Annotated in this window: 15 protein-coding genes; 4 read left to right on the top strand and 11 right to left on the bottom strand. The window is 54.2% G+C overall.

The genetic code is table 11. The features are described from left to right. Positions 1-1,398: a PTS ascorbate transporter subunit IIC gene (gene ulaA, locus NMC31_RS13880; protein ID WP_253898293.1), complete on the bottom strand. Its 1,398-nt coding sequence runs from the start codon at positions 1,396-1,398 to the stop codon at positions 1-3. 362 nt (positions 1,399-1,760) lie between these two features. Between ulaA and ulaG the strand changes: the two genes are divergently transcribed. Further along, the gene (gene ulaG, locus NMC31_RS13875) at positions 1,761-2,825 is read left to right on the top strand and encodes an L-ascorbate 6-phosphate lactonase (protein ID WP_253898292.1); all 1,065 of its coding nucleotides are present in this window, start codon (positions 1,761-1,763) and stop codon (positions 2,823-2,825) included. 146 nt (positions 2,826-2,971) lie between these two features. After that, on the top strand, positions 2,972-3,727 hold the full coding sequence (gene ulaR / locus NMC31_RS13870) for an HTH-type transcriptional regulator UlaR (RefSeq protein ID WP_149464964.1): 756 nt from the start codon (positions 2,972-2,974) through the stop codon (positions 3,725-3,727). On the opposite strand, the gene yjfP is transcribed toward ulaR, so the two are convergent. Then, positions 3,724-4,452, bottom strand: a complete 729-nt coding sequence (gene yjfP / locus NMC31_RS13865; RefSeq protein WP_253898291.1) for an esterase — start codon at positions 4,450-4,452, stop codon at positions 3,724-3,726. The two genes, ulaR and yjfP, sit on opposite strands and share 4 nt — an antisense overlap. 206 nt (positions 4,453-4,658) lie before the next feature. On the opposite strand from yjfP, the gene bsmA reads away from it, so the two are divergent. Further along, positions 4,659-4,970: a biofilm peroxide resistance protein BsmA gene (gene bsmA / locus NMC31_RS13860; RefSeq protein WP_149464966.1), complete on the top strand. Its 312-nt coding sequence runs from the start codon at positions 4,659-4,661 to the stop codon at positions 4,968-4,970. A 160-nt stretch (positions 4,971-5,130) separates the two neighbouring features. Then, positions 5,131-5,406, top strand: coding sequence for a DUF1471 family protease activator YjfN (yjfN, locus tag NMC31_RS13855; RefSeq protein ID WP_015966203.1), 276 nt, complete (start codon positions 5,131-5,133; stop codon positions 5,404-5,406). A 63-nt stretch (positions 5,407-5,469) separates the two neighbouring features. On the opposite strand, the gene NMC31_RS13850 is transcribed toward yjfN, so the two are convergent. From NMC31_RS13850 to hflX, 9 genes are all read right to left on the bottom strand, one after another. Next, the gene (locus NMC31_RS13850) at positions 5,470-7,089 is read right to left on the bottom strand and encodes an isovaleryl-CoA dehydrogenase (RefSeq protein WP_253898290.1); all 1,620 of its coding nucleotides are present in this window, start codon (positions 7,087-7,089) and stop codon (positions 5,470-5,472) included. A 118-nt stretch (positions 7,090-7,207) separates the two neighbouring features. Further along, the gene (gene rlmB, locus NMC31_RS13845; protein ID WP_253898289.1) at positions 7,208-7,939 is read right to left on the bottom strand and encodes a 23S rRNA (guanosine(2251)-2'-O)-methyltransferase RlmB; all 732 of its coding nucleotides are present in this window, start codon (positions 7,937-7,939) and stop codon (positions 7,208-7,210) included. A 145-nt stretch (positions 7,940-8,084) separates the two neighbouring features. Next, positions 8,085-10,526: a ribonuclease R gene (gene rnr, locus NMC31_RS13840; protein ID WP_253898288.1), complete on the bottom strand. Its 2,442-nt coding sequence runs from the start codon at positions 10,524-10,526 to the stop codon at positions 8,085-8,087. A 38-nt stretch (positions 10,527-10,564) separates the two neighbouring features. Further along, positions 10,565-10,990, bottom strand: a complete 426-nt coding sequence (gene nsrR, locus NMC31_RS13835; RefSeq protein ID WP_253898287.1) for a nitric oxide-sensing transcriptional repressor NsrR — start codon at positions 10,988-10,990, stop codon at positions 10,565-10,567. A 205-nt stretch (positions 10,991-11,195) separates the two neighbouring features. Beyond that, positions 11,196-12,494, bottom strand: coding sequence for an adenylosuccinate synthase (gene purA / locus NMC31_RS13830; protein ID WP_253898286.1), 1,299 nt, complete (start codon positions 12,492-12,494; stop codon positions 11,196-11,198). Positions 12,495-12,596: 102 nt separating this feature from the next. Beyond that, positions 12,597-12,794, bottom strand: coding sequence for a DUF2065 domain-containing protein (locus NMC31_RS13825; RefSeq protein WP_253898285.1), 198 nt, complete (start codon positions 12,792-12,794; stop codon positions 12,597-12,599). A 76-nt stretch (positions 12,795-12,870) separates the two neighbouring features. Beyond that, positions 12,871-13,875, bottom strand: coding sequence for a protease modulator HflC (hflC, locus tag NMC31_RS13820; RefSeq protein ID WP_149464971.1), 1,005 nt, complete (start codon positions 13,873-13,875; stop codon positions 12,871-12,873). Positions 13,876-13,877: 2 nt separating this feature from the next. Further along, positions 13,878-15,137, bottom strand: a complete 1,260-nt coding sequence (gene hflK / locus NMC31_RS13815) for an FtsH protease activity modulator HflK (protein WP_253898284.1) — start codon at positions 15,135-15,137, stop codon at positions 13,878-13,880. Positions 15,138-15,230: 93 nt separating this feature from the next. Next, positions 15,231-16,511, bottom strand: a complete 1,281-nt coding sequence (hflX, locus tag NMC31_RS13810; RefSeq protein ID WP_149464973.1) for a ribosome rescue GTPase HflX — start codon at positions 16,509-16,511, stop codon at positions 15,231-15,233. Positions 16,512-16,582: the final 71 nt, after the last annotated feature.

Below are 16,582 nucleotides of genomic sequence, written 5' to 3'. Positions count from 1 at the left end.
TTAAGCAGACTGTTCTGCCAGTTGTTTTTCTGCATCTTCTTCTGCGCGCAGTGCGCGACCAGCGAAGAACATATAAGCCAGTGCAATGACAATGATGACGGCCATAAAGGCGATGCCGATGGAGAAGAAGCCCTGCATCATCGGCGGTGCCAGAATCGACCAGTCCGCCATGCCCATCCAGGCGCTCATACCGGTAAGTTTCACCGCCCAGACGCAACCAAAGATTTCAATCATCCCCATCACCAGACAAATCTTCAGCGCCGCGCGCCAACCACCGAAGTGGTTAGCAAACACGCCGATAGTGGCGTTAGAGAAGAACATCGGGATAAAGCCAGGGATAATCAGAATGGAAGAGCCGCAGGCGACCAGAATGCCAACTGCAATCAGTTGACCGATGGTGCCCCACATAAAGCCCCAGACCACAGCGTTCGGCGCGAAGCTATAGATGGCCGCACAGTCAATCGCCAGAACCGCACCGGGGATCAGGCGCTGGGAGATACCGTTAAACGCTTCAGAGAGTTCCGCCACAAACATGCGCACGCCCTGAGTGATGATGAAGATCGCCACCGCAAAGGAGAAACCGGTTTGCAGGATGTACACCGTCCAGTTCACTTTACCTGCCATCGCCTGCACGGTGTCGATCCCGAAGGAGAGCAAAATGGCACCAAAGAAGATGGTCATGACAATCGCCGTGGAGACGATGTTGTCGTGGAAAATGTTCAGCCAGCCTGGCAGTTTGAGGTCTTCAACGCTCTCCTCTTTTTTGCCGAGGAAAGGCGCAACTTTATAAGCAATCCATGATGCAAACTGTTGTTGGTGACCGATGGAGAAACCACAGCCGTCCGTCACTTCCTGAGTCGGCTTGTACATCATGTTAGAGGTAATACCCCAGTAGAGCGAAACCAGAATCGCGGTGCAGATAATGGTCGTCCACATGGAGTAACCGAAGATAAACAGCGTAACGGCAATCAACCCGGCCTGCTGGAACATGATGTGACCCGTCAGCATGATGGTGCGAATACCGGTAATGCGACGTAGCAGCACGTAAGAGATGTTCAGCGCCAGTGCCAACAGCACCGCGTAGCCCACCCAGCTATAGGCATCGCCCATACGCTCGATGGTAGCCATCATGGATGCGTAAGTATCGGAAATCGCACCATTGATGCCATAAACCTCCGACATTTTCGCCACCACCGGTTTGAAGGTGCTGGTCAGGATGCCGGACCCGGCCTGCAGCAGCATAAAACCGATAATCGTTTTGATGGTGCCTTTGATAATCACGCTGACGCTTTTACGCAGCAGGATGTAACCCAGGCAAGTCACAATCCCCAGCAACAGCGGGGCATTGGTCATTACCTGATTAAAAAAGACGGTAAAGATGTTGTAGAGGATATCCATAACGCTCTCCGGGATTGAAGGCGCAGCGGTCAGCGTGCGTCTGTCTGTTTTGTACGCTCACTCTAATAATCAAAAGTAATCACAACAAGATTTAATTTGATTAAATGTGACTTGCGCCGCAATAATAACCACCATCAAAAAATGGAGATAAATGATTCTGATTATCGATAAGATAATCTCTTTAAAATCATGAAAATACAAATAAAACACTTTGATTCAAACCGTTACAAAAATCACAAAGGGACGTCGTTTCCTGCACATCTTGTGATCAAAGTCCGTTGCTTTCTTGAAAAAACAGCGTCATTATCAATCACAATAAATCACCTAATGACGTATTTTGAGAACAGAAAGAGGGATAAATCATGAGTAAAGTCGAAACCATCACGCGTGAATCCTGGATCCTGAGCACCTTCCCGGAATGGGGCAGTTGGCTGAATGAAGAAATCGAGCAGGAGAAAGTCGCACCGGGAACATTTGCGATGTGGTGGCTGGGATGTACCGGTATCTGGTTGAAATCTGAGGGTAATACCAATATCTGCGTCGATTTCTGGTGCGGGACTGGCAAGCAGAGTCACGGCAACCCACTTATGAAGCAAGGTCACCAGATGCAGCGTATGGCAGGCGTGAAAAAACTGCAGCCTAACCTGCGCACCACCCCATTTGTTCTTGATCCGTTCGCCATTCGCCAGATCGACGCCGTACTCGCCACTCATGATCATAACGATCACATCGACGTCAACGTCGCCGCCGCGGTTATGCAAAACTGCGCTGATGATGTCCCGTTTATTGGGCCGAAAACCTGCGTGGATTTATGGATCGGCTGGGGAGTGCCGAAAGAGCGCTGCATCGTGGTTAAACCGGGCGATGTGGTGAAAGTAAAAGATATCGAAATTCATGCGCTTGATGCATTCGACCGCACGGCGTTAATCACTCTGCCAGCCGATCAAAAAGCGGAAGGCGTACTGCCTGACGGCATGGACGAGCGCGCGGTAAACTATCTGTTCAAAACGCCGGGCGGTACCCTATATCACAGTGGCGATTCCCACTACTCTAACTACTATGCGAAGCACGGTAACGAGCATCAGATCGACGTGGCATTAGGTTCATACGGTGAAAACCCACGTGGTATCACCGACAAAATGACCAGCGCTGATATCCTGCGTATGGCAGAAGCGCTGAATACGAAAGTGGTGATCCCGTTCCACCATGATATCTGGTCAAACTTCCAGGCCGATCCGCAAGAGATCCGCGTGCTGTGGGAGATGAAAAAAGATCGTCTGAAGTATGGCTTTAAGCCGTTTATCTGGCAGGTTGGCGGCAAATTCACCTGGCCGCTGGATAAAGACAATTTTGAGTACCATTATCCGCGTGGTTTTGACGATTGCTTCACCATTGAACCCGATTTGCCGTTCAAATCGTTCCTGTAAGCACTTGTTCTGCCGGATACCCTTCACGTATCCGGCTCGCAACGCTCTCCTTTGCCGGATAGATCCTATCCGGCACTCTCCTGACATAGTATTTTCGTGACATTTCAAATATCATCTTTGCTCATCATTTTTTATCGGATTAGCTCATGACGGAAGCGCAAAGGCATCAAATTTTACTCGAACTGCTGGCGCAGACAGGCTTTGTCACCGTAGAACAGGTGATGACCCGACTGGGAATTTCACCGGCCACCGCCCGCCGGGACATCAACAAGCTTGATGAAAGCGGCAAACTGAAAAAAGTGCGCAACGGTGCCGAAGCTATCAATCAACCGCGCCCGCGCTGGTCACCGATGAATATTCATCAGGCGCAGAATCATGATGAGAAAGTGCGTATCGCCAGAGCCGCATCCCAGCTGGTGATGCCCGGTGAAAGCGTGGTCATTAACTGCGGGTCAACCGCTTTTCTGCTGGGGCAGGAAATCTGCGGAAAACCGGTGCAAATCATCACTAACTATTTGCCGCTGGCGAACTATCTGATTGAGCAGGAACATGACAGCGTGATCATCATGGGCGGGCAATACAACCGCAGCCATGCGATTACGCTCAGCCCTCAGGGCAGCGAAAACAGCCTTTACGCAGGCCACTGGATGTTCACCAGCGGTAAGGGTCTTACCGCCGAAGGGTTGTATAAAACCGACATGCTCACCGCGATGGCCGAGCAAAAGATGCTCAATGTTGTCGGTAAACTCGCCGTACTGGTCGATAGCAGCAAAATCGGCGAGCGAGCAGGCATGCTGTTCAGCCGCGCCGATGAAATCGATATGGTTATCACCGGCAAGCAGGCTGACCCGGATATCCTCAAAGCGCTGGAAGCACAAGGCGTGCAGGTGCTGCGCGTTTAGAGATGGCGCGTAAAGAAATCCACGGTGCGGGTTAAGGCTTCTGGCGTAATGCGATGACGCACGCCAGCTTGCCAGACACAGGTCAGATTAGCGTCCAGTTGGTCGCGCTTTAACGCCTGCTGCAGTCGAAATGTTTCATCAGGCGGCACCACATCGTCAGCATCACCGTGCCAAAGCAGCAGTGGCCTGTCTGCGACACGGGCGAGTTGCTGGCTGACATCCCACTCGGCCAGCAGCGGCGCAAGGCCAGCACGCTGCGCTTTCGCGGGTGGGAATAGCGTTGTGGACAGCGAACTGAAATAGCCCGATCCCATCAGGCTGGCCACGCATTTAAGCTCAGGATGATGCGTCATGATCCCCAGTGCCGTCATTCCGCCCATCGAGGCCCCTGCCACCGCAAGACGCCCCTCGCTCACCAGTCGCTCACGGTATAGCGCTTCCTGCAATGCCGGAAACTCATGAAAGTTTTGCAGTAGAATCTGCCAGAAGTGCTGTAACCGTTGCTGCTCGTCACCGTTAAAGCGCGCTCCGTGTTCGGCCGCGCTCGGCATCACCACGCGAAAACCGGCTTGCGCCAGCGCGACGGCAAAATAGCTGTAAACCAGGTTTGAGGAGGTAAATCCATGATAAAACACGATGCATGGCAGCGGCTGTTCAGCGCAGCCTTTCGGGAACGCATGCAGGATTTCATTCCCCGCGAGCATGCGCATTTCCAGTTCAATCATCGGTTGCCTCCTTCCGGCATACTGAATATCAGGCAAAGCAGTGGGGCTTTAGCAGATGATCCTTTGTCTGATTTTTAACATTGAGAACCCAGTTGCACTTTCGTGAGATTTTCATTCGAAAATAGCGCTTGAGATAACAAATCGGGAACATTCCCCTAATGGGAATTTCCTTATACCACTACACTGTGAATATCAGGAAACGGGATATGGTTATGCGTCGCTTTACTCCTCTGTTACTGGCGTTACTGTTGAGCAGTTGCAGCATTCTGGAAGGTACACCTACGGCCCCTCCAGCGGCAACGGATACTCCACAAGAAATTCGTCGTAACCAGACGGAAGGTTTGCAGCGGATGGGCACCATCAGCGTCATGATATATGGCTCCCCAATGGATGTCGAAGCCGCACTGAAAGCCAAAGCGACTGCGGCCAAAGCGGATTACTACGTCATCATAATGATTGATGACAGCACGGTGGTTCCGGGGCAGTGGTATTCGCAGGCCATCCTTTACCGTAAATAATGAACAACATTGTTGAATCATATTTACACAGGTTTGTACCTTATTCACGTTTCCCTGATGCAATATGGCGTCACCAATAATTCATTCGAAGGAGCGAATGAAAGAATGCCCTGACGTCTGCTATGGACTGCCCAATTGGGTTTTGTATATGGAGCTGACGATGAAACGATCTCTTACCTTATCTACCCTGCTCTTTTCTGGCGGTGCCAACACCAGCGCGGCGCAATCGGCTGAATTTGCCAGCGCGGATTGCGTTACCGGGCTGAATGAAATCGGGCTGATTTCCGTGAACAATATTTCCGGTAGCCAGCAAGATGTCGAAGATGCCATCGCCCAGAAAGCGGATGAACAAGGTGCTTCCTGGTATCGCATTGTTCAGATGTACGAAGAGCAGCAACCGGACAACTGGCGAGCACAGGCGATTATCTATGCCTGAGACAATAAAACGCGTGGAAGAGTAACCGGCAGAAAGCCGCTCTTCCACGACGTCGCCTTTTCCTCACACGCCTCCTGTCGCCCTCAGCAGTACATCACTGATAACCTGTTCGTTAAGCATTACGCCGCCGCGCGTATCCAGCATCATTCGACACCAGGCCTGCGCCATCGGTGGTGACGCATATTTCAGCATCTGCGCGCCCGTACCCAGTAAATAGATTTGCATCGCAATTTCGCGCCCCTGTGCTTCCGACGGCTTGCGTAAACGCTGTTGCAACTGCCGCCACTGGCGATCGTAGTGGAGATCCTGGCCTTTCACGTCGCCGCACATCTCCGCCAGCAGTTCCAGCGCATCCGGCTGCTTTATCAGCACGCGCAGCACATCCAGGCACATGATATTCCCGGAGCCTTCCCAGATACTGTTCACCGGCATTTCGCGATAGAGACGCGGCAGTTCGCTCTCCTCGCAATACCCGGAACCGCCCAGCACTTCCATTGCCTCAGCCACAAACGGCATACCCGCCTTGCAGATAGCGAATTTCGCCGTTGGCGTAAACAACCGCGCCCAAAGGCGCTCAGCTTCATGTGACTGCCGTCCCCATGCGCCAGCAAGGCGAAACAGAAACGCCGTTTGTCCTTCAAGCTGTAATGCCATTCGCCCCAGCACCTGGCGCATCAGCGGTAAATCGACCAGATTCTTGCCAAACGCCTGACGCTGGAGGGCATGATAAAGCGCCACCGACAGTGCCCGGCGCATCATGCTATGGCTGCCCAATGCGCAATCAAAACGTGTCAGGCCACCCATGCGCAGAATTTGCCGCACGCCCTCGCCCTCTTCACCCAGCAGCCATCCGATCGCGTCCTGAAATTCAACCTCACTGCTGGCGTTAGAACGGTTACCGAGCTTATCTTTCAGGCGTTCGGTGCGAATGGCGTTGCGCTGCCCATCGGGCAATAAGCGCGGCATAAAGAAGCAGGAAAGCCCGCCTTTTGCCTGCGCCAGCACCAGGTGCGCATCGCTTTGCGGCACTGAGAAAAACCATTTGTGACCCACCAGCCGATAGCTGCCGTCCGCCAGACGCTCCGCACGCGTGGTATTGCTTAACACATCCGAACCACCCTGCTTTTCCGTCATCCCCATCCCAATCAGCAACCCGCGTTTTTGCCCGCCGGGCAACAAATGCGGGTCGTAGCGATCGCTCAGAAGCGGCGTGAGCCACGCTTTAAACTCACCTGGCAGCGCCTGTTGCAGCAAGGGAGTGGCCGCAAATGTCATGGTAATCGGGCACAGCGTTCCGGCTTCTACCTGCGCATGCAGCATAAAACGCGCGGCGCGAGCAACAAACGAACCCGCGCGAGCATCCTCTTCCCACGGCAGGTTGTGTACGCGGTTGGCGCACAGCCCCTGCATCAGCAGATGCCACGCGGGATGAAAACGAACGTCGTCCAGACGCGTGCCGGTGGCGTCGTAGCGCAGAAGCTCAGGGGGATTGGTGTTGGCGAGCCGCCCAAGCTCCAGCGATTCGGCGGTACCCAGTTGCTGACCAATACTGGCCAGCAGATCGCTGTCCCAGCCTGCGCCTTCGCGGACCAGCGCCTCGCGCAATGCGCCATCGGACAAAAACAGATTGCTGTTATTTAACGGGCCAGGCTGATTAAAAACGGTGTGCGTTTGCCAGGACATGTGTCTCCCTCCGTCAAGTGGCAGTGCTTTAAGTATGGACAGAGGTAAGGATTTGGCGCCGGATGGCGGTCACAAAAAAGCCATCCCGTGGGATGGCTTGATTTCAACGCATGATGCATTAACCGCGCTGGCGTACCGCTTCAAACAGGCAGATGCCCGTTGCGACGGAAACGTTCAGTGAGGAGACGCTGCCCGCCATTGGAATACTGATCAGCTCATCGCAGTGCTCACGGGTCAAACGGCGCATACCTTCGCCTTCTGCGCCCATCACCAGCGCCATACGGCCGGTCATTTTGCTCTGATAGAGGGTGTGATCCGCTTCGCCAGCGGTACCTACGATCCAGATGTTTTCTTCCTGCAGCAGACGCATGGTGCGCGCCAGGTTGGTCACGCGGATCAGCGGTACGTTTTCCGCCGCACCACAGGCCACTTTCTTCGCGGTCGCGTTAAGCTGTGCAGAGCGGTCGCGCGGAACAATCACCGCATGCACGCCCGCCGCATCGGCGCTACGCAGGCAGGCGCCGAGGTTGTGCGGATCGGTGACGCCATCGAGGATCAACAGGAACGGGTTTTCCAACGAAGCGATCAGATCCGGCAGATCGTTTTCCTGATACTGACGGCCCGGCTTCACGCGCGCAATAATGCCCTGATGCACGGCACCTTCGCTTTTCTCATCCAGATACTGGCGGTTGGCCAACTGGATAACCACACCCTGCGCTTCCAGCGCGTGGATCAGCGGCAACAAACGTTTATCTTCGCGGCCTTTTAAAATAAAGACTTCCTGAAAACGTTCAGGAGCGCGCTCCAGCAGGGCCTGGACTGCGTGGATACCGTAAATCATTTCACTCATTGATGGACTCGTTGTTAACTTTGTTATCAGGTCACCCTCACCCCGCCCTCTCCCTGAGGGAGAGGGGGAAAACCGGCGCCGGACCAAACATCGGCTCGATCGGTTCCCTCTCCCTTTGGGAGAGGGTTAGGGTGAGGGGCGAATTTTACTCCGCCACTTTCTTCTTCGCTGCGCGTTTTGCTTTCGTCGCAGCGGCGATTTTTTGCGTTTTCGCCGATGGCTTCTTCGCTTTTCTCGCGTCTTTTTTCGCGGCTTTAGGTTTCTGCTTTTTCTCACCGCGGAATGCGCTGTCCGGCTCGAAATTCACTTTCTTGCCAACCTGACGACGGCGACTGCCGTTTTTATTCGCCGGGCCTTTCTTCGCTTTTTCGCGTTCAGTTTTGCCGACATTACGCGGCGCGCGTTCGCTGGAAATCAGCGAGAAGTCAATCTTACGCTCGTCCATGTTTACCGCTTCCACGCGAACTTCTACGCGGTCGCCCAGACGATAGGTCTGCCCGCCGGATTCACCAATCAAACGCTGACCAATCTGGTCAAAACGATAGTAATCGTTATCCAGCGATGAAACGTGGACCAGGCCATCAATAAACAGCTCATCAAGACGGACAAAGAAGCCGAAGCCGGTCACGCTGGCAATCACGCCTTTAAAGACGTTACCCACCTGATCCTGCATGAAGTCACACTTCAGCCAATCCGCGACGTCACGCGTGGCTTCATCAGCGCGGCGTTCGGCCATAGAACAGTGCTGACCGAGTTGCAGCATCTCTTCCATCGAGTAGTGATAGCCACCGGTCTCCGTGGTGTTGCCTTTATGGCCCTGCTCTTTCGCCAGCAGATACTTGATGGCGCGGTGCAGCAACAGATCAGGATAACGACGGATCGGCGAGGTAAAGTGCGCGTACGACTGCAACGCCAGACCGAAGTGACCCCGGTTTTCCGGGTCGTAAATCGCCTGCTTCATCGAACGCAGCAGCATGGTTTGCAGCATTTCGGCGTCAGGACGGTCAGCGACGGATTCCAGCAGCTCGGCGTAATCGCGCGGCTCCGGCTTATTACCGCCAGGCAGTTCCAGACCCAGCTCCGACAGAACCGAACGGAATGCGGTAATCGCTTCCGTCGTTGGCTTATCGTGAATACGGAATAGCGCCGGTTCTTTCGCTTTCTCAACGAAACGCGCCGCCGAGATGTTCGCCAGAATCATGCACTCTTCAATCAGTTTGTGCGCATCATTACGCTGCGTCTGCTCAATGCGTTCGATACGACGTTCTGCGTTGAAGATAAACTTCGCTTCTTCGCTTTCGAACGAGATACCGCCGCGTTCAGCACGTGCCTGATCCAGCACTTTATAGAGGTTATGCAGCTCTTCGATGTGCTTAACCAGCGGCGCATACTGCTCACGCAGATCCTGATCGCCCTGCAGCATATGCCACACTTTGGTGTAGGTCAGACGCGCGTGCGAGCTCATCACGGCTTCATAGAATTTATAACCCGTTAAGCGGCCTTTGGATGAGACGGTCATTTCGCAGACCATACACAGGCGGTCAACCTGCGGATTCAGCGAACACAGGCCGTTAGAGAGCACTTCCGGCAGCATCGGTACAACCTGCGACGGGAAGTAAACGGACGTACCACGGTTGCGCGCCTCTTTGTCCAGCGGGGTTGGAGGACGAACGTAATAGCTTACGTCGGCAATCGCCACCCACAGACGCCAGCCGCCACCGCGTTTTTTCTCGCAGTAAACCGCATCGTCAAAGTCACGGGCGTCTTCACCGTCGATAGTCACCAGCGGTAAATCACGCAGATCGACGCGGCCAATTTTCGCGTCTTCCGGCACCAGCTCTTTCAGCCCGGCAACCTGCGCTTCTACCGCTGGTGGCCAAACGTAAGGGATTTCATGCGTACGCAGCGCCATGTCAACGGCCATGCCGGTGCCCATGTTATCGCCGAGCACTTCGACAATTTTACCAATCGCCTTGGTGCGACGGGTTGGGCGCTGGGTCAGTTCGACCACCACCACAAAGCCCATACGCGCCCCCATCACCGCTTCTGGCGGGATGAGAATATCAAAGCTCAGGCGACTGTCGTCGGGCACGACAAAACCGACGCCCGCATCGGTGAAGTAGCGGCCAACGATTTGCCCGGTTCTCGGCTCCAGCACGCGCACAATACGCGCTTCGCGACGGCCCTTACGATCCGCGCCCAGCGGTTGCGCCAGCACCTGGTCACCATGCATGCAGACTTTCATCTGCTCGCTGGAGAGATACAGGTCGTCTTTACGCCCCTCTACGCGCAGGAAGCCATAGCCATCACGATGACCGATAACCATGCCTTTCAGCAGGTCGAGGCGTTCCGGCAGCGCATAGCACTGGCGGCGGGTAAAAACGAGTTGCCCATCACGCTCCATGGCGCGCAGGCGACGGCGAAGCGCTTCTATCTGCTCTTCGCCTTCAATGTTCAGTTCAACCGCCAGCTCTTCACGATTGGCAGGTTTTTCACGTTTTGTTAAATGATCGAGGATAAATTCCCGGCTCGGGATAGGATTGGCGTATTTTTCAGCTTCGCGGTCCAGGAAAGGGTCTTGTGACATATCGGTTCCTCCGTTGTCATCTTTGGCAGAGATTTTCGTCACTCCACCATCAATAATTTATAAAGCGGTTGATTCTCTTCAACCAAATCGGCCAGTGTGTAGTTATCCAGTTCCTTGAGAAAACTTTGCACGGCTTGAGAAAGTGCCTGTTTCAATCGACAGGCTGGTGTGATGTGGCAGAACTCACTGCTGCAATTCACCAGCGAGAGAGGTTCCAGTTCGCGGACAACGTCGCCTACGCGAATCGTCTCCGCCGGCTTGCCCAGCCGGATCCCGCCATTTTTCCCCCGCACTGCCGTCACGTACCCCGCGCGGCTTAGCTGGTTGATGATTTTCACCATATGGTTACGTGACACGCCGTAGACCTCTGTCACTTCAGAGATACTGGTCATCTTGCCATTTGGCAACGACGCCATGTAGATAAGCGCACGTAATCCATAATCGGTAAAGCTTGTTAACTGCACATCAACCTCAGGGGAACAGGAACTCGGGAAGAATAATTTCGAATATTTATATTGATGATAAACCAGCCACCAGCCAGGTCGCTAATTTTTTCGGTGCGGGAAGGAAAAAAGCGCGGATCTTGCAAGATATTAAGCCGGATACAGCGCAATGCGCGTTATCCGGCCTACAGGCCCGGTGACTCTCGTTACCGGGCATTTCCATTCATTATGCGTCGAACGGGTCGCGCAGAATCATGGTTTCGGTACGGTCCGGGCCGGTAGAGATAATATCAATCGGCACACCGGTCACTTCTTCGATACGTTTGATGTAGTTCAGCGCTGCCTGTGGCAGGCCGCTACGGTCTTTCACGCCGAAAGTGGATTCAGACCAGCCAGGCATGGTTTCGTAAATCGGTTCGATACCTTCCCAGTCGTCTGCTGCCAGCGGAGTGGTGGTAACTTCACGACCATCCGGCATACGGTAAGCCACGCAGAGTTTAACCTCTTTCAGGCCGTCCAGTACGTCCAGTTTGGTCAGGCAGAAGCCAGACAGGGAGTTGATCTGCACCGCGCGGCGAACCGCAACGGTATCCAGCCAACCGGTACGACGGCGACGACCGGTGGTTGCACCGTATTCGTTACCCTGTTTGCACAGGAATTCGCCTGTGTCATCAAACAGCTCAGTCGGGAACGGACCCGCACCCACGCGAGTGGAGTAAGCTTTGATGATACCCAGTACGTAGTCAACATAACGCGGGCCCAGGCCGGAGCCGGTCGCCACGCCACCCGCAGTGGTGTTGGAAGATGTTACGTACGGATAGGTACCGTGGTCGATATCCAGCAGCGTACCCTGCGCGCCTTCGAACATGACGAAATCGCCACGTTTGCGCGCCTGGTCCAGCAGGTCAGACACATCAACAACCATACCGGTCAGGATGTCGGCAACCGCCATGACATCGTCCAGCACTTTCTGGTAGTCAACTGCGTCGACTTTGTAGTAATTCACCAACTGGAAGTTGTGATATTCCATCACTTCTTTCAGTTTTTCAGCGAAGGTTTCTTTGTCGAACAGATCGCCAACACGCAGACCGCGACGCGCGACTTTATCTTCATAAGCCGGGCCGATACCACGACCGGTAGTACCGATCGCTTTCGCGCCACGCGCTTTCTCACGTGCGTTATCCAGCGCAACGTGATAGTCGAGGATCAGCGGGCATGCTTCAGAGAGCAGCAGACGTTCACGAACCGGGATACCACGGTCTTCCAGTTCTTTCATCTCTTTCATCAGCGCGGCAGGAGACAGCACTACGCCGTTACCGATGATGCTGGTGACGTTTTCGCGAAGAATACCTGATGGAATAAGATGGAGGACGGTTTTTTCACCGTTGATTACGAGAGTATGGCCTGCATTGTGACCGCCCTGGTAGCGTACCACATATTTAGCCCGTTCTGTCAGGAGATCGACGATCTTCCCTTTACCTTCGTCACCCCATTGGGTGCCCAGTACGACGACGTTGTTACCCATTTTTCAAAATCACCGTTTGCTTAAAAATGGATTCTACCATCGCTTTTTCAGATATACAGCACTTTTTATATTCGAAATCATGCTGAAATGGCCGTTTTTTGTTCAGCTAATCGATTTCGTCAACATGTAGTAGATCACAATGCCCGCAACCACAAGACCGCCGCCAAATCGGCGCAACATCGTATCGGGTAATTGGGTCATCGTAGCGATCATTTTGCGCCAGGCCTTCGGATAAAGCATCGGGCCAAGGCCTTCCAGCACCAAAACTAACGCCAGCGCGAGCCAGATTGTGGAGTTCATTTTTCGTCCTTATAAAAGAAAACCACCGGCATCCGAAGATGCGGTGGTTTTTAACAATCACGCTGTAAGCGGGCGATTAACGCGCCGTAGCGTTCGGCGTTTTCATGTAGCGGAAGAAATCGCTGTCCGGGCTCAGAACCATTACGTCCTGGTTGCTCTGGAAGCTGCTTTCATAGGCACGCAGGCTACGGATAAAGGCATAGAAGTCTGGATCCTGACTGAATGCGTCAGCAAACAGTTTAGCCGCTTCGGCATCGCCTTCACCGCGCAGGATACGGCCCTGACGCTCAGCTTCCGCCAGCGTTTTGGTGACTTCATAGTCAGCCGCCGCGCGCAGCTTTTCAGCCTCCTCCTGACCTTGTGAACGGTGGCGACGGGCAACCGCTTCACGCTCAGCACGCATACGGTTGTAAATCGCTTCGGACACTTCGGTCGGCAGGTTGATCTGCTTGATACGCACGTCGACCACTTCAATACCTAACGCCGCCATACTGTTCGGGTTGATGACCGGCACTTTCCCGTTGGTTTCAGCGGTGACGCGCTCAGCGGCTTCGGCAATCGCGTTATCCGCGGCTGGCGTTTCCACTTCGTCTTCGGTACCCGCAGAACCGGAGTTCAGCGCATCACGCACTTCCAGGGTCAGACGACCACGGGAATCGGTGACGATGTCTTTCACATCCAGACGACCAATTTCAGAACGCAGACGGTCAGAGAACTTACGTTTCAGCAGCACTTCTGCCTGAGAAACGTCACCACCGCCTGTTGCCAGGAAGTAGCGGCTGAAATCGCTGATGCGCCATTTGATATAGGAGTCAACGATCAGGTCTTTTTTCTCTTTGGTCACAAAGCGATCGGCCTGGTTGTCCATGGTCTGAATACGTGCATCCAGCATTTTAACCGACTGAATGAACGGGACTTTAAAGTGCAGGCCCGGCTCATAAATCAACGGTTTTTTGTCGCCGTCACGCACGACGCTGCTGAACTGGAACTTGATCCCACGCTCACCTTCTTTAACCACAAAGATAGAGGTGTAAAGCACTACCAGCACGATGATGATAATCGCGATAACTGACTTACGCATCGTTATTCCCCCTGACGCTGGTAGTCGTTACGCTGCGCGTTAGCGCGGCGTTGGTCCATAATGTCGCCCTGACTGGTGGACGATGAGTTGCTCGCTCCGCTGTTGCTGGAGGAAGACGCCGGCGGCAGACGCAGCAGGTTGTTGGCCCCGCTGTTATCGTTCTTTGCACCGGAAGTGTTCCCGCCTTTCAGCATCTGGTCGAGCGGCAGAACCATCAGGTTGCCACCTTTATTATCGTTAACCAGCACTTTACGCGTATGGCTCAGGACTTTTTCCATGGTCTCGATGTAGAGACGCTCACGGGTGATCTGCGGTGCAGCTTTATACTCCGGCAGGATCTTAGCAAAGCGAGCCACTTCACCCTGTGCTTCCAGAACGGTTTGCGTCTTATAGGCGCGCGCCTCTTCCAGAATACGTTGCGCCTGACCGTTTGCACGCGGCTGAACTTCGTTGGTGTACGCTTCCGCTTCACGAATGTATTGCTGCTCGTTTTCACGTGCGGCAATCGCATCATCGAAGGAAGACTTCACTTCTTCCGGCGGACGAGCAGCCTGGAAGTTGACGTCCAGCAGGGTGATACCCATGTTGTACGGACGAATGGTTTCTTCCAGCTCGCGCTGGGTATCGCTACGAATAACGGTACGACCTTCCGTCAAAATGCGGTCCATGGTGTATTTACCGATGACACCACGCAGGGCGCTGTCGGTCGCCTGACGCAGACTGTCGTCGGCGCTGGTGACGCTAAACAGATAGCGCTGCGGATCGGTCACGCGGTACTGCACGTTCATCTCAACGCGCACCACGTTTTCGTCAGAGGTCAGCATCACGCCGGAAGCGGCCAGTTCACGCACGGCCTCCACGTTCACCGGCGTCACTTCGTCGATAAACGTCGGCTTCCAGTTCAGGCCCGGCTCAACCAGATGGCTGAACTTACCAAAGCGCGTAACCACGCCACGTTCGGCTTCTTTAATGGTATAGAATCCGCTGGCTGCCCAGATAATGACGACGGCTGCCGCTGCGATACCGACGATGCGACCACCCATTGGCGCACGAGGCCCCTGGGTTGTACCGCCGCCAGAACCACTCTTACCGCCGCCGAGGCCACCAAGCTTTTTGCTCAGTTTGCGGAAGATATCATCCAGATCGGGCGGCCCCTGTTCGCGACCACCTTTGTTTCCATTTCCCTCAGAGTTGCCGCCAGGTTTGCTGCTTCCCCACGGGTCGCGGTCTTGTCCGTTATTACCGGGCTGATTCCACGCCATGTATGTGCTCCATATTTGTTATGCGGTGATCCCCAATGTCTTGCGACGGCAGGGGACAGGCGAAATGACTCCATGCTCCAGGCAAGCTGCCGGCTAGACCACGTAATCGGTCAACGCCGGTTCTTGTTTACAGAGGCGACGCCAGTCAACAATCGGCATACGAACTTGCAGACTGACACTGCCGTCTTCCTCCATCCACTCTTTTTCTATCGCCTGAAGCTGATAAAACCGGCTTCTTAAACGCCCTTCCTCAGGTGGTAGACGCAGAGTATGCTGCGCGACTTCCCCGGAAAGCCGTTCGGTTAAAGCCTGGAAAAGCAGTGGCACACCCAACCCGGTCTGCGCGGAAAGCCAGACCCGGACAGGTTTGTTTTCTTCATCACGATCGATGCGCGGTTCGAAATCGTCCAACACGTCGATTTTGTTCATGACCAACAGCGTCGGGATCTCAAGCGAGTCGATCTCCTCCAGCACTGTATTTACGGCCTCTATATTTTCCTGCACGCGAACATCCGCTGCATCAATAACATGCAGCAGCAGCGTCGCCTGACGGGTTTCCTGCAATGTTGCTTTGAACGCCGCCACCAGGTCATGCGGCAGGTGGCGAATAAAGCCTACCGTGTCCGCCAGCACTGTCTCGCCAACGTCAGCGACATCAATACGGCGCAGCGTTGGGTCCAGCGTCGCAAACAGTTGGTCTGCCGCGTAAACCTTCGCTTCGGTTATCTGGTTAAACAGCGTCGATTTCCCGGCGTTGGTGTAACCCACCAGCGATACCGTCGGGACATCAGCTTTCGTACGGGAACGACGTCCCTGCTCACGCTGCTTTTCTACTTTCTCAAGCCGCGAGAGGATTTGCATAATTCGGTTACGCAGTAAACGACGGTCAGTTTCGAGCTGGGTTTCACCCGGGCCACGCAAACCAATCCCGCCTTTCTGCCGTTCAAGGTGGGTCCAGCCACGCACCAGGCGCGTCGCCAGATGGCGCAACTGCGCCAGCTCAACCTGCAGCTTACCCTCATGGGTGCGCGCACGCTGGGCGAAAATATCTAAAATCAGACCGGTACGGTCGATCACCCTGCATTCACACAGCTGTTCCAGGTTACGTTCCTGGGCTGGGCTTAATGCATGGTCAAAGAGTACGACAGAAGCGCCTGTCGCTTTTACGGCTTCCGCAATTTCGACAGCCTTACCTTCACCAACAAAATACTTTGGGTGCGGTGCTTTACGGCTACCAGTAATCACCTGCATTGCTTCGACACCGGCGGAAGAGACCAGAGATTCAAACTCCTGGAGGTCTTCCATATCTTTGTCTTGCGAAAAATAGATGTGTACCAGCACCGCCTGCTCACCGGCATCATAACGGTCAAACAAGCGTAAATCCTCATAAAATACCAGCGGGGAACCGGGTAAACCAGGCTCCCCGACCGGGAAACAGCGTTAAC

Origin of the sequence: Pseudocitrobacter vendiensis, assembly GCF_943590815.1 — a bacterium.
GTDB lineage: Bacteria > Pseudomonadota > Gammaproteobacteria > Enterobacterales > Enterobacteriaceae > Pseudocitrobacter > Pseudocitrobacter vendiensis.
The sequence above is the reverse complement of the archived record's forward strand: the minus strand, read 5'-3'. Positions and strand labels throughout refer to the sequence as shown.

What these genes read in the sequence shown, in the direction of transcription:
- ulaA (WP_253898293.1), bottom strand. Translation starts at nt 1,398, where the DNA reads ATGGATATCCTCTACAACATCTTTACCGTCTTTTTTAATCAGGTAATG.
- ulaG (WP_253898292.1), top strand. Translation starts at nt 1,761, where the DNA reads ATGAGTAAAGTCGAAACCATCACGCGTGAATCCTGGATCCTGAGCACC.
- ulaR (WP_149464964.1), top strand. Translation starts at nt 2,972, where the DNA reads ATGACGGAAGCGCAAAGGCATCAAATTTTACTCGAACTGCTGGCGCAG.
- yjfP (WP_253898291.1), bottom strand. Translation starts at nt 4,452, where the DNA reads ATGATTGAACTGGAAATGCGCATGCTCGCGGGGAATGAAATCCTGCAT.
- bsmA (WP_149464966.1), top strand. Translation starts at nt 4,659, where the DNA reads ATGGTTATGCGTCGCTTTACTCCTCTGTTACTGGCGTTACTGTTGAGC.
- yjfN (WP_015966203.1), top strand. Translation starts at nt 5,131, where the DNA reads ATGAAACGATCTCTTACCTTATCTACCCTGCTCTTTTCTGGCGGTGCC.
- NMC31_RS13850 (WP_253898290.1), bottom strand. Translation starts at nt 7,089, where the DNA reads ATGTCCTGGCAAACGCACACCGTTTTTAATCAGCCTGGCCCGTTAAAT.
- rlmB (WP_253898289.1), bottom strand. Translation starts at nt 7,939, where the DNA reads ATGAGTGAAATGATTTACGGTATCCACGCAGTCCAGGCCCTGCTGGAG.
- rnr (WP_253898288.1), bottom strand. Translation starts at nt 10,526, where the DNA reads ATGTCACAAGACCCTTTCCTGGACCGCGAAGCTGAAAAATACGCCAAT.
- purA (WP_253898286.1), bottom strand. Translation starts at nt 12,494, where the DNA reads ATGGGTAACAACGTCGTCGTACTGGGCACCCAATGGGGTGACGAAGGT.
- NMC31_RS13825 (WP_253898285.1), bottom strand. Translation starts at nt 12,794, where the DNA reads ATGAACTCCACAATCTGGCTCGCGCTGGCGTTAGTTTTGGTGCTGGAA.
- hflC (WP_149464971.1), bottom strand. Translation starts at nt 13,875, where the DNA reads ATGCGTAAGTCAGTTATCGCGATTATCATCATCGTGCTGGTAGTGCTT.
- hflK (WP_253898284.1), bottom strand. Translation starts at nt 15,137, where the DNA reads ATGGCGTGGAATCAGCCCGGTAATAACGGACAAGACCGCGACCCGTGG.